Here is a 12,705-nt window from a genome sequence, read left to right on the forward strand (position 1 = left end):
TCATGGCAAAAAGAGTGCTGCGGACGCCGTTGTGCGACATGCTGAACATCGACTATCCCATCTTAAGCGCAGGCATGGGGCCGACCCTGATCGGCGAACCCAACGGCGCGCCCGTGGAACTTGTGGTTGCTGTTTCCGAGGCGGGAGGCCTGGGGGTCCTGGGCGGCGCCGGATTCACTTTGGACGGCCTGCAGGAAGCTATCCGGGAAATCAAGGCGCAAACCGGCAAGCCTTTCGGCGTGGACCTTTTGCTGCCGAAGAATTTGCCCGGAGGAACCATGACCGGGGGAAAGGAAAACCTCACCCTGGCCCAGGTGATCGAATTTTTGCCGAAAGAACATCTGGACTGGTTCCGAAAAGTGGAAAAGGAAATGGGTTTCCCCGCCCTGGAGGATTTGATGGTGAATAACGACACCACCACCATGAATCCCAAGGAAGCCGTGGCCATCTGCATTGAGGAAAGGGTCCCCCTGTTCGCAGCAGGTTTGGGCGATCCGGGATGGATGGTGGACGAAGCCCACGCCAGGGGCATGAAAGTCCTGGGCGTGGTGGGCAATGCAAAAAACGCCGGCCGGGTTTCCAAGTCCGGCGTGGATTTAATCGCCGCCCAGGGCCATGAAGGCGGAGGACATACCGGACGGGTGGGCACATTCGCTTTGCTGCCGCAAGCCATAGACGCCGCCTATCCCGTTCCGGTTCTCGCCGCGGGCGGCGTGGGCGACGGACGCGGCCTGGCGGCCGCCCTGGCCATGGGATGCATCGGCGTGTGGGTGGGAACCCGTTTTTTGGCCACCAACGAGGGCGGCGCCATGGATCTTTGCAAGCAGCGCATTGTGGAATCCACGGACGAAGGCACCCGGGTCAGCAAGCTGTATACGGGAAAAACCTCCCGGGCCAATGTAACCCGGTTCCATGAACTGTGGGACTCCTCCGGCCTGGAAGCGCTTCCCTTTCCCTTCCAGGTGCTTCTGGCCTCCGCCCTTTTGGGCGGGCTCATCCGCTCCGGCCACGATGACCACGTGGGCGGCTTTGCAGGCCAGGTTTCCGGGCTGATTCACGAAATCAAGCCCGCGGCGCAGGTTGTGGAAGACATGGTGGAGCAGGCGGCGGATATACTTTCCCGCAAGCTGCCTTCCACGGTCAAAACCGCATAGGAGGAAAAATCAAGAAAACTATTGTTAAAAGCCGGTAAACATTTTACACATATGTATAATCCGTAAACGAGTTGTGTTTGCCGATCACCCCCCAACATATAGGAAAGGAAGTAACTAAAAATGGCTCAACAATTGGTTGACAGAAGAGACCTGGACTTTGTCCTGTGGGAGCAACTGGATTGCGAAGGCGAAATCCTCAAAAAGTACGACGCCTACAAGGAATTCAATAAAAAGACCTGCGATATGATCCTGAACGAAGCCAAGGCCTTGGCGGTGAAGGAACTCCTGCCCACCATGCAGGAAGGCGACAGGCAGGGCGTACGCTATGATAATAATGAAGTCAAGGTTCCGGACAGCTTTCATCGTCCCCACGAACTGCTGCTGGAAGGCGAATGGCAGAACCTGGGCGTAGATCCTGAAATGGGCGGCCAGGGCGCTCCCGCGTTCATCTCTTCGGCCACGGCTGAAATGTTCATGGCAGCCAGTTGGGCCTGCTATTCCTACGCCACCATGGGCAACGGAACCTCGGACATGATCGAGAAGTACGGCACCCAGGAGCAAAAGGACCTGTACATTCCCAAAATCACCACCGGCGAATGGGGCGGCACCATGCTGCTGACCGAGCCCGACGCGGGAACCGACGTGGGCGCGCTCACCACCACCGCCGTGAAGAACGATGACGGCACCTACTCCCTCACGGGCAACAAGATCTTCATCACCAACGGCGAACACGACCTGTGCGAAAACATCATCCATCCGGTCCTGGCCCGCATTGAAGGAGATCCTCCGGGAACCAAAGGCATCTCCATTTTTATCGTGCCCAAGTTCTTTGTGAATCCCGACGGCTCCCTGGGCGACCGCAACGACATCCTTTGCACCGGCGTGGAGCACAAGCACGGCATCAAGGCCAGCGCCACCTGCCAGATGTCCATGGGCTCCAAGGGCAAGTGCATCGGCTTTCTGCTGGGCAAGGAACGCGAAGGCATGAAGGTCATGTTCAACATGATGAACCACGCCCGCATGGCCACCGGCCTCCAGGCCATGGCTTACGCCTCCGCCTCCTACCTGGACGCCCTCAACTACGCCAGGGACAGGATCCAGGGCCGCAGCATAGACGACATGGCCAACCACGGGGCTCCTCCGGTCGCCATCATCAACCACCCGGACGTCCGCCGCAACCTGTTGTGGATGAAGTCCTACGTGAGCGGTTTCCGCAGTTTTTTTCAATACACCTCCCTCGTCGCCACCAAGGCGGCCATGGCCGAGGACGAAGAGGAACGGAAGCTCAACAACGGCCTGTTCGAACTCATGACGCCCCTGATCAAGGCCTACCTGTCCGACCTGGGCTACGAAGTCTGCGTTCAGGGCATCCAGGTGTACGGCGGCGTGGGTTTTTGCCAGGACTTCCTGGCCGAGCAGTACGCCCGCGACTGCAAGATCACCTCCATCTACGAAGGCACCAGCGGCATCCAGGCCATGGACCTTTTGGGCCGCAAGCTGGGCATGGAAAAAGGCAAGGTCTTCATGGCTTTCATGGGCGAAGTGGGCAAGACCATCGCCAAGGTCAAGGGACAGGAAGAGCTCAAGGGCCTGGCCGGGGATCTGGAAGCCGCTCTCAACCGTCTGGGCGAGACGGCCATGCATCTGGGCAAAACCGCCATGTCTCCGGATTTTAAGGCAGCCTTCGCCCACGCCCTGCCTTTCCTCTATGTCATGGGCGACGTGATCATGGCATGGATGCTCCTGTGGCGCGCCTCCGTGGCCGTGGAAAAACTGGCCGGCAAGGTCAAGAAAAAGGACGAGGCCTTCTACACGGGCCAGATCAAGACCGCCGAATTCTTCATCCAGAGCCTGCTGCCCATCACTCAGGGCAAGATGAACGCCATTTTCAACACCAGCAAGGCGGCCATTGAAATGCCGGACGACGGATACGGAATCTAATTCCCAATCCATAGAGCGATACAACAGGGGCGGTTCCTTTTTTAAAAAAAGGAGCCGCCCTTTTTGTTTGAATGGGGTCAAATCTACGTTTGACGTTTGAGCCCCAGGTTGACGAATCCGCCTTCAATGACAGGGCGGCCGCGGCGGCGCAGTTTGCTGCCTGGGCGCGTCAGCGCAGTAGGTGCGGCCTGCTTGACAATTGAAACCCAAAATATCGTGCGGACGAGTGATCCATTCAAAACCGAACAAAAACAGGAATTCCATCAACGCCATTCGCCCGCCGGCCATCTTTACGTTGATGGTTCTTTATGGGGCGCGCTGGTGGGCTGGTGGGATCGGAGACTCATCCCCTGCAAAAGGCAGGGCCGCACCCTTCCCGGGAGCGGCGTTTCCAGGGTTTTTCAGGGATTACATGCGACCTTCACTCTGCCAATCTGTGCAATTTTAGATAGGCAATAAACTGATTCGCCATAAAAAAGAAACCATGTTTTTCTTTACTGGAAAAAGATAATTCGATACCATATGTACAAAATCACACAAACATAGCGGCGTTAGATCTGTCATTTGCCATTATTTGCTTATCCTTCGCTTTTTTGTCGTCAAGCCCGGAACGAGCAGAATAAAGGGCGGCATGCAGCCCTGTAAATAGGTGACCATGTCTCATAAACCCTCTTATGAAGAGCTGGAAAAGCGGGTCCTTTCTTTGCAGCGCGACAATAGCCGATTGCGGGAGAGCGAAAGCCGCTGGCGGCTATTAATGGACCATGCTCCAGGGTTGATATGCACTTTTTTGCCTGACGGCGAGATTGTTCACGTCAATCAGGCCTACTGCACTTCATTTAACAAGGCTTATGCCGAGCTTGTGGGCTCCTCCTTTCTTTTGCTTCTTCCTGAGCCGGACAGGGAGGCGGTTCTGGAAAATATTCATGCTCTCACGCGAGAGAACCCTACCATGTCTCACGAGCATCAGGTGATCGCCGCGGACGGGTCCGTCCGTTGGCAGAGGTGGACCAACAGGGCCTTTTTCAACTCCAACGGCGAGGCGGAGATCTACCAGGCTGTCGGCGAAGACGTCACTGAGCGGAAGCTGGCGGCTCAGGCCGTTCTCGCGGAACGCAAAAGGTTTGAAGATGTTTTGGAGAAGTTTCCCTACGGCGTTTGCGTGGTGGACGAAAGCAGGCGGATCGAATTCGTCAACGCAAAAATCAGAACGGAATTCGGGGACCCCGGCGTCTTGCTGTGCCATCAATATTTTGAAGACATGCCGGGCTTGTGCCCGGCGTGCAGGACCGGGACGGCGTTCCAGGAAGAGTTTTGCAGAATGGAATGGCGCTCCCCGGAAAAAGACCGCCATTACGAGGTTTATGACATTCCTTTAAAAAGTGAGAACGGTTCCAAGTCGCGGGTTCAGGTTTTTAATGACATAACGGAACAAAAGCAGGCGGAAAGCTCTCTGCGGGAAAGCGAGGCCAAGTATCGGGCGCTTGTGGAAAACGCCGGCGAAGCCATCTACATTGTGCAGAAGGGCGTGATTAAGTTTGTGAACGCCAAGGCGGGGGAACTCACCGGCGTGGACGCCCAGGGCCTGCTGGCCAGGGACATGGAGGACTTCATTCATCCCGAAGACCAGGCCCTGGTGACGGAAAGGCATGCACAACGGTTGCGGGGCGAGGCTCCGCCTTCCAGCTATTCCTTCCGGCTGGTCCATGCTTCCGGCGAGATTCGCTGGGTGGAGTTGAGCGTCACCCCCATAGAATGGGAAGGCAAGCCGGCCACGCTCAATTTTTTGCGGGACATATCGGACAGAAAGAAGGCGGAGGGCGAGATAATAGAGCGCGAGAAACGGTTTCGCGCCACCCTGGACAACATGCTGGAAGGCTGCCAGATTATCGGTTTTGATTGGTCCTATATTTACCTGAACGACGCAGCCGCCAACCACGGACGCATGCACAAGGAGGATATGACCGGAAAAAGCATGCTGGAACTGTATCCGGGAATAGAGCAGACCCAAATTTTCGCCCTGATGCAGGACGGCATGATCAATCGCGTCTCCCATCAGGTGGAGAACGAGTTTTATTACGGAAACGGGTCGAAACGGTGGTTTGAATTGAGCATTCAGCCTGTTCCGGAGGGGATTTTCGTCCTTTCCATTGACGTGACGGAAAAGAAATGGGCGGAGCATTCGCTGAAAGAGAGCGAGAGCCGTTTCAGAACCCTGTTTGAGCAGTCGCCCATAGGCATCATTATGGCGGCGCCCAACGGATTTCCAATACGCTCCAACAAGGCCCTGCGTGAGCTGGTGGGCTATACGGAAGAGGAAATTTGCTCGCGTTCTTTTCTTGAATGGACCCATCCGGATGAAAGGGAGGCTAGCCAGCGGCTTATTAAAAGCATCGCTGCGGGCGAGTACGATCGCAAAATCATGGAAAAGCGCTATCTGCATAAGAACGGAGACATGGTCTGGGGACGAACGGCGGTTACGGCTGTGAGAAACAGCGCCGGGGCGGTGGAATACTTCATCGCCATGGTTGAAGACATTACGGAAAGCAAGATGGCTGAGCAAGTCCTGCAAGACAGTGAGAACCGTTACCGCAGCCTGTTCATGCACTCTCCGGACGCAGTGTTCGCCGCTCTGGACGGCGAGGTTTCCCTGGTAAATCAGGCCTGCCTGAGTCTTTTCGGCGCACAAAAGGATGAGGACATTGTGGGCAAGCCCATTCTCGATCTGGTCGCCCCCGAGTTCCGGGCTCTGGCAGCAAAAAGGAGGGACATCCTGGATGCGGAGGGCCGCCCCCTGCCGCTTGCCGAAATGCAGGTGCTTCGGATGGACGGCAAGCCCGTGGACGTGGAAGTTCTGACCTCCGCCTTTCCCATGGGAGACGCCATGGCGACTCATGTGATTTTACGCGATATCTCGGCGCGGAAAAACATGGAAAAGGAAAAGGAGCAACTGCAGGAGCAGCTTTCACAGTCGCAGAAACTGGAGTCCGTAGGACGCCTTGCGGGCGGCGTGGCCCACGACTTGAACAACCTGCTTTCCCCCATCATCGGTTTCGGCGAGATCTTATCCGACGACCTGGAGCCGGATGACCCCAAGCGGGAGGCGGTGGAAGAAATCCTCGGCGCAGGCTTGAGAGCGAGAAACCTGGTGCGCCAGCTTTTGGCTTTCAGCCGGAAGCAGACCCTTGAGTTCAAGCCATTGGATATCTCACAAACCCTTGGGGCGTTTAAAAATCTATTACGCCGCACTATTCCGGAAGATATTGAGATCAAGGTGGTTTCTTCAGAGAAGGTTTTGCCGGTCATGGCCGATGCAGGGCAGATGGAACAAGTGATTATGAACCTGGCGGTGAATGCGGCCGACGCCATGCCCAACGGCGGGGTGCTGACTCTGGAAACCGGCATGGCGGATCTGGATGCTGACTACGCCAAACTGCATTCCGAAGTTCAGCCGGGACGGTATGCGGCCCTGGTCATCAGCGACACCGGCCAGGGCATGGATCAGGCTGCCCGGGAAAGGGCGTTTGAACCTTTTTTCTCCACCAAAGGAAAACGCGGCACCGGCCTGGGACTTGCTACGGTATATGGAATCGTCAAGCAGCACGGGGGGAGCATCTGGCTGTACAGCGAGGAAGGGCAGGGCGCCACGTTCAAGATTTACCTGCCGGTTGCGGAAGAAAGCCGTCCTGCGGACGAGCCTGAAAAAAAGGCTGTCATCAAGCTGAACGGGGACGAAACAATCCTGTTGGTGGAGGATAATGCAAACGTCCTGCATCTTGCCGGAACCATCCTAAAGCGAAGAGGCTACAAAACCCTTGCAGCGAAAGGCAGCGCCGAGGCCCTGGAGATCATTAAGTCCGGCAAGGAGCCCATCCACCTGCTTCTCACGGACGTGGTCATGCCAGAAATGAACGGAAGGCAGCTTTATACCAAAGCCCTGGAAATGCTGCCGGCTTTGAAAGTGCTTTATATGTCCGGCTACACGGACAACGTCATCGCCCATAGAGGGGTGCTGGACGAAGGGGTGCAGTTCATCCAGAAGCCCTTTTCCGGCAAAGGGCTGGCCGAAAAAATCCGAAAAATTCTTGATGAAAAATAATTTCCCCAAGAATGATTTCTTTCAACCCGTCAATCAAGGCTTGTGGCGCCCTTAAGCAAGAATGCGTTGCGAACGGGGCGTCATGTATTAAGTTTTTGTTGGCGTCATTGGAATCGATTTGGTATGGTGTAAACAACGCTACTACATTATGAAGCATAAGAAGCCTTGAAAGGGCTTGGTATATATGTCTCTGAAAATATTGAGTTTGATTATAATTGTTTTGGCGGTCGTCCTTATTGCGGCCTGTGGGTTTATACTGCGTTTGCGTAAGCCGTTAAGCGCCAGGCTCAGTTCCATGGGGGGGATTTTCGACTTTGGCGCCAAGGTGCGCGGCGTGTATCCGCCCTTTGTGGAGGGGATGTGCGGCGCTTATTATATGCGTTTCAGGTTCGTTCCGGGCAAGCGGTTTAAAGGAATTGTGTCCGCCAAGATTGAAATTCCCGTGGATTCCCAGGTTGTCTGGACCTTCACCCCGGACGACATTGAAAACGGCGACCCCCAAGCCTTTGGGGCGTCTTTGGACTCCTTTAAAGCCCTGGCGAATATGGAGGGTTTTGAGGCCGTGCATATGGAAAAAGAGCTTCTTACCGCTGTTTTTTCGGCGGAAAAGGCGGGAGGGGAACTGGAACTGCAAAATGTTCCGGCTATGCGGCGGCGGGTTGTGGCCATGGGCAAGCTGGCCAGAAAATTAGGCTGCATGGCTAAATTATAAAAAAGGTTGCGTAGCGGTTGATGTTATGCTACCAAGGCGGATGCTCCGCCTAGGAGTATGGCCGTTCGTTTTGTTGCGGGCCAACGCGCAAATTATTGGGTGCGGACCGTAAAGGCTGTTTTTTCGAGTCTTTACGGTTTTTTTGCTGCCCCGAAACCAAGGAACGAAGGCCGAAATGATCGGCAGAGGATGAAGTTTTTTTGCAATTATGAGCGCAGACGGGAATCTAAACCCGAAAGCCTGAAATATAAGGAGGTACAATTTGCAGGTTACAGTTCAAGACAATCAACTGGAAAGAGCCGTTAAGGTCCTTAAAAAGATGCTCCGCAAGGAAGGCGTCCTCACCCAGCTCAAAGAAAAACGCTTTTACGAAAAACCCAGTGTGAAAAAACGCCGTAAAAGGGCGAAAGCCGCTAAAAGAAGGCGCAGGATTGAACTTCGGGCTAATCAAAGGCGCCGTTAACAGGACCGCGCTTTTACACAGCCTTGCTGGGCGGCTCGGGCGGGGCGCCGTTTGATTCAATGGCGCCGCCCGCACCAGCCGAATTGAGCAGGAGGATTGACATGGCAATGAACACTGTCTGGGGGGATTATCAGATTCCATCAGACATTATTGCGCCTGGGGCTCTGTCCACGGCGAAATCCGTGAGTCTGACAGAAACCAAAGACCTGCGGAAGGAAGACCCCTGCCATGTCATGAAAAAAATCCGCCAGGGAGGCGGGCCCTCCCTGGGCGCTTACATGAGCGATCGCCCGGTGGCCGATATTCTGCATCAAGCAGCTTCCCAGGCCTTTGAGATTGCAGGCAATGCAAAATCGCCGGGGCGGGCGGAGTTGAATCTCTGCTTAAAAATTCAGTCTCTCGACTTTAACGTATTGGTGGGTTTCGCCCAAGGCATGCTTAAATGCATTATCCAGGCGCAGGCCGTGTTCACGGACGCTTCTTCCGGCAAGGTCGTCTGGGAAGGAATTTGCGAAGGCGCGGGCAGAACCGGAACCGGAGACTTGGTCAAATCCGCCTTTACTTCCGCATTGAAAGATTTTATCCAAAACCTGTCGGCCTGCCCCGGATTCAAATAGGTTAACGGAGCAAGCCGGCGTCTTTTATCCCAAGGAAGCCAGATAGGCTCTCAGGTTCTTTTTGGTTTTCTTAAGCCCCAGTTTTTTACGCAAGCTGTCTCTGTGAAACTCCACCGCCCGCTTGGATATCTTCAGCAGTTTGGCGATGTCTTTGCTTTTCACCCCCATCCTGACCAGGTTGGCCACCTCAATCTCCCGAGGCGTAAGATTGGCGTGCTGGCTTCCGATGCGCCGCATGAAAGGCGCTACGATTTCCGATAAGTTCTGCTCAATCACGTTCACAAAGATGCTTTGATCCACGTCCAGGTTCGTGTCCTGCAGCCTGGCCACGTACACCATGACCAGGTCTTCTACGTTGGCCACTACGCGCTGTTGAAAATCCTGGGACGCCATGCGGGTTTGCTCGATAAGCGTTCGCAAAGCCTTGTTAGTCTCTTCCAACTCCCCGTTTCTTATTTCCAATTCTCGTATCTTTTTTTCCAGCGATGCAACAGTTGGCTTATCAGCCATGGGAATTCCTCCTGGACTTGTTAAACAATATCAGCGCGTTTACCGGTCGATCTACGGGCTGGCGAACAAACATTGAAGAAACGCCGCGTATCAGAGCGCTGGAGGCAGCGCCGCTGCACGGCGGACTGAAAAAACTGGATATTTGAACCTCTGTCATAATTTTCTAACACACGGTATATTTTCTTGTCATTTTTTTTTTGACGGAAAAATAACATCGATTACCACGGCCGGAACAGGGGCGATTCCATAAAAAAAGCCCGGGCGCAGGACGCCCGGGCTTATTGGCATGCCGATGGATATTTCAAAAAGCGGCCGTCAGTGTAAGAAAACGGCGTTCGTGGTTTAAGCATGCTTCTTTGTTCTTACTTGGCGGCCTCTCCTTCCATATCCATATTGATCATGGAGGCCATGTATCCCGCGCCAAAGCCGTTGTCTATGTTTACCACCGCCACGTTGGAGGCGCAGCTGTTCAGCATGGATAACAGCGCGGTCAGGCCGCCGAAGCTGGTGCCGTACCCCACGCTGGTCGGCACGGCGATGACCGGCCTGGGAACCAGCCCCGCCACCACGCTGGGCAGGGCGCCTTCCATGCCGGCCACGACCACCAGCACCGCAGCCTGGTCCAGGATTTCCCGATGCGCGTACAACCTATGCAGGCCCGCCACGCCCACGTCAAAGATATTGCGGACCCTGTTGCCCATAGCCCTGGCCGTCAGCACGGCTTCCATGGCCACGGGGATGTCGGAGGTTCCGGCCGAAAGCACCACAATCTCCCCCCGGCCTTTTTCCCGGATGGGGTTGGGGGCGTGCATGATCATCCGGGGCTGGGCGTGGTATTCGGCCTCGGGAAAGGCCTTTAAAACTGCATGGGCCTTTTCTTGGTCCACCCGAGTAACCAGGATCACATCGTCCTGGGCCGCCATTTTTTCCATGATCCCGCAAATCTGCTCCGCGGTCTTGCCCTGGCCGAAAATCACCTCGGGAAAGCCTTTTCTCAAGCCCCGGTGGTGATCCACATGGGCGAAGCCCAGGTCTTCGTGGGAAAAGTGGCGCAGTTTGTCCATGGCCTGCTCCACCGGAGTGTCTCCGGCGGCGACCCCATCCAGTATTTTTTTTAAAAAGTCGGGATTCATTACCTAAAGCCTATTCTATTTTTTTTCCGGGGGGTTTATGGTGCAACGTAATAATCATCACTCCACGTTAACACAAACAAACGGTTTTTGATAAGCGGTCTTTGGCCTTGGACGCAGGATTATGCTATAGAGATACCCCGTCGGGAGTCAACCGAAGTTTAACGATCGGATAAGAATAAATATGCACGATTTTTTCCATACAGGGAGCCGCCCATGAAAGTTGTTGTTATAATTCCGGCCAGGTACGGGTCCACCCGGTTTGAGGCCAAGCCCCTGGCCCTGATTGCCGGCAAACCCATGATCCAAAGGGTTTACGAACGGGCGGCTGCGGCCTCCAGCGTGACGGGCGTGGCCGTGGCCACGGACGACGAACGCATTGTCTCCGCCGTGGAAAAATTCGGCGGCCAGGCGGTCATGACCTCGGACGCCTGCCGGTCGGGCACGGACCGGGTGTTTGAGGCCGGGCGCACTTTGGGCCTGACCGGGTCGGATATTGTGGTGAACGTCCAGGGCGATCAGCCCGTGTTCGCCCCCGAGTGCATCGACGAGGTGACGGCCCCTTTGATCGGCGACCCCGGAACCGGCATGACCACCCTGGCCTTCGCCATCGTAAACGAACGGGAATTGACCGATCCCAAGGACGTTAAAATGGTGTTCGACCAGGACGGCTGGGCCTTGTATTTTTCCCGGGCCACCATTCCCCACGACCGGGACGGAAACATGGAGTTCGACACTTACAAGCATTTGGGCGTGTACGCCTACACCATGGATTTTCTGGCGGAGTTCTGCTCTTTGCCGGAGGGCCATTTGGAAAAGATAGAAAAGCTGGAGCAGCTTCGGGCTTTGGAATACGGCCTGGGCATCAAGGCCGTGGTGACCGCCTATGACTCCCCCGAAGTTGACCTGCCTGAAGACATCGCCCGCATCGAAGCGCTTTTGAAAGACGAATAAAAAAAACCGGCGGCGGATGCTTGGTTTAGCTCCCGCCGCCGGCCTTGCAGCTTCAATGCTTTCGCTTAATTGCCTAAATCCTGCTCCATAAAATCGCCGTCTCCGGGCAAAGGCACGGGGACCGTGCGAGGCGGCGCGGAGGGCGCGGGTTTTTCCTCTGTGGTTGATTTTGCGGCGCCGGGCGCGGCCGGAGGAGTCGTAGCCGGGGGCTTTGCTGTGGAGGAAGTCTGAGCAGCTTTTGAGGCTTTCATTGCACTCTCTAAAGCCGTAAGTCTCTTCTCAAAATATTCCAGCTTGCGCTCCACGGATTTTTCCATTTCCGACTTGGTGGCGCCCAGGACGGCTTCCTGCTCTTTGCGCAAGGCCTGGACATCCTCCTTGAGAGTTTTGATGTCCGCGGCGGTTTTGGCGCTGTCCTTTTTGACGGCGAATACGTCCTCGGAAAAGGCGCCAAGGTCCGTCCTGAAGGTCGTCAGGGCGTCTTCCTGATCCTCCAGCTCCCGCTTGGTTGCTTCAATGGATTTGGCCAGGGCGGCGACTTTTTTGGACTGGGCCTCGTCGTCGCTTTTCAAGCCCTTTTCCAGTTTCTTGAGCTCCTCGTCCATGGCCGCCAAAACAGCGGCTTTAAAATTGTCGGTTTTCACCCGGGCGTCATGAACGGCTTTATCCGTATATTCCCGTTCTTCCTTAAGGAGCTTTTGGACTTCGCTCCGATCCACCTTGGAAGCCTGGATGCTTTTGGTGGCTTGATCCAACAGGCCTTGCACCTCGCCCGCCTGTTGGGACACCGACGCGATTTTTTCCTGCAATTCGTCTTCGGCGCCGTCCAACTCCTTCATGAGGGCTTCCACCTTTTGGTTGACGTCCTTGGTCAGGCCTTCCACCTTGACGTCGCCCTTGTCTGCGATCGTGGTCAGGCGCTGGGTGAAGTTCACCGCCATGAACGAGGCCAAAGCAACCACCAAAGCCAGCAGGATCACCCACTGGACCGTGATGCGGCGCTCCATTTTTTGAAAACGCTCTATGGTGAGCTCTTCTCCATAGATGTTTTCGAATTCCTTTTCTTCCTTGCCCAGGCCGTCGTCCTGGCCGAACCCGGTTTCAAATGGCATGGCTCGTCTCCTG

General features: G+C 55.4%; 10 protein-coding genes. 7 read left to right on the forward strand and 3 right to left on the reverse strand.

Going from position 1 to position 12,705, the window contains the following annotated elements; all coding sequences use genetic code 11:
* The first annotated feature begins 2 nt into the window (after positions 1-2).
* From BUE18_RS13405 to BUE18_RS13430, 6 genes are all read left to right on the forward strand, one after another.
* Positions 3-1,154 (forward strand): NAD(P)H-dependent flavin oxidoreductase, encoded by a 1,152-nt coding sequence (locus BUE18_RS13405; RefSeq protein WP_073476511.1) that lies wholly within the window; start codon positions 3-5, stop codon positions 1,152-1,154.
* Positions 1,155-1,274: 120 nt separating this feature from the next.
* Positions 1,275-3,095, forward strand: a complete 1,821-nt coding sequence (locus tag BUE18_RS13410; RefSeq protein ID WP_073476513.1) for an acyl-CoA dehydrogenase — start codon at positions 1,275-1,277, stop codon at positions 3,093-3,095.
* A gap of 655 nt (positions 3,096-3,750) precedes the next feature.
* On the forward strand, positions 3,751-7,194 hold the full coding sequence (locus BUE18_RS13415) for a PAS domain S-box protein (protein WP_073476514.1): 3,444 nt from the start codon (positions 3,751-3,753) through the stop codon (positions 7,192-7,194).
* A gap of 184 nt (positions 7,195-7,378) precedes the next feature.
* Positions 7,379-7,906 (forward strand): hypothetical protein, encoded by a 528-nt coding sequence (locus BUE18_RS13420; protein WP_170868363.1) that lies wholly within the window; start codon positions 7,379-7,381, stop codon positions 7,904-7,906.
* A 262-nt stretch (positions 7,907-8,168) separates the two neighbouring features.
* On the forward strand, positions 8,169-8,369 hold the full coding sequence (rpsU, locus tag BUE18_RS13425) for a 30S ribosomal protein S21 (RefSeq protein ID WP_012609259.1): 201 nt from the start codon (positions 8,169-8,171) through the stop codon (positions 8,367-8,369).
* Between the two features lie 101 nt (positions 8,370-8,470).
* A complete protein-coding gene (locus BUE18_RS13430) occupies positions 8,471-8,986 on the forward strand; it encodes a hypothetical protein (RefSeq protein ID WP_073476518.1) in 516 nt (171 codons plus the stop codon).
* A gap of 24 nt (positions 8,987-9,010) precedes the next feature.
* Here the strand turns inward: BUE18_RS13430 and BUE18_RS13435 are convergent, their stop codons facing one another.
* The gene (locus tag BUE18_RS13435; protein ID WP_073476519.1) at positions 9,011-9,496 is read right to left on the reverse strand and encodes a helix-turn-helix transcriptional regulator; all 486 of its coding nucleotides are present in this window, start codon (positions 9,494-9,496) and stop codon (positions 9,011-9,013) included.
* A 362-nt stretch (positions 9,497-9,858) separates the two neighbouring features.
* Positions 9,859-10,629: a nickel pincer cofactor biosynthesis protein LarB gene (gene larB, locus BUE18_RS13440; protein WP_073476521.1), complete on the reverse strand. Its 771-nt coding sequence runs from the start codon at positions 10,627-10,629 to the stop codon at positions 9,859-9,861.
* A 213-nt stretch (positions 10,630-10,842) separates the two neighbouring features.
* Here larB and kdsB point away from each other — a divergent pair, with 213 nt between their 5' ends.
* Complete coding sequence (gene kdsB / locus BUE18_RS13445) at positions 10,843-11,580, forward strand: 3-deoxy-manno-octulosonate cytidylyltransferase (protein ID WP_073476523.1); 738 nt, start codon at positions 10,843-10,845, stop codon at positions 11,578-11,580.
* A gap of 65 nt (positions 11,581-11,645) precedes the next feature.
* Here kdsB and BUE18_RS13450 read toward each other — a convergent pair whose 3' ends face one another.
* Positions 11,646-12,692, reverse strand: coding sequence for a hypothetical protein (locus tag BUE18_RS13450; RefSeq protein WP_073476525.1), 1,047 nt, complete (start codon positions 12,690-12,692; stop codon positions 11,646-11,648).
* Between the last annotated feature and the right edge of the window lie 13 nt (positions 12,693-12,705).

This window comes from Desulfatibacillum alkenivorans DSM 16219, assembly GCF_900142135.1.
Taxonomy (GTDB): Bacteria; Desulfobacterota; Desulfobacteria; order Desulfobacterales; family Desulfatibacillaceae; genus Desulfatibacillum; species Desulfatibacillum alkenivorans.

Bases quoted from the DNA above. Each gene is read 5' to 3' on its own strand.
- BUE18_RS13420 (WP_170868363.1), top strand. From the start codon at position 7,379: ATGTCTCTGAAAATATTGAGTTTGATTATAATTGTTTTGGCGGTCGTC.
- BUE18_RS13405 (WP_073476511.1), top strand. From the start codon at position 3: ATGGCAAAAAGAGTGCTGCGGACGCCGTTGTGCGACATGCTGAACATC.
- kdsB (WP_073476523.1), top strand. From the start codon at position 10,843: ATGAAAGTTGTTGTTATAATTCCGGCCAGGTACGGGTCCACCCGGTTT.
- BUE18_RS13410 (WP_073476513.1), top strand. From the start codon at position 1,275: ATGGCTCAACAATTGGTTGACAGAAGAGACCTGGACTTTGTCCTGTGG.
- BUE18_RS13415 (WP_073476514.1), top strand. From the start codon at position 3,751: ATGTCTCATAAACCCTCTTATGAAGAGCTGGAAAAGCGGGTCCTTTCT.
- BUE18_RS13430 (WP_073476518.1), top strand. From the start codon at position 8,471: ATGGCAATGAACACTGTCTGGGGGGATTATCAGATTCCATCAGACATT.
- larB (WP_073476521.1), bottom strand. From the start codon at position 10,629: ATGAATCCCGACTTTTTAAAAAAAATACTGGATGGGGTCGCCGCCGGA.
- BUE18_RS13450 (WP_073476525.1), bottom strand. From the start codon at position 12,692: ATGCCATTTGAAACCGGGTTCGGCCAGGACGACGGCCTGGGCAAGGAA.
- BUE18_RS13435 (WP_073476519.1), bottom strand. From the start codon at position 9,496: ATGGCTGATAAGCCAACTGTTGCATCGCTGGAAAAAAAGATACGAGAA.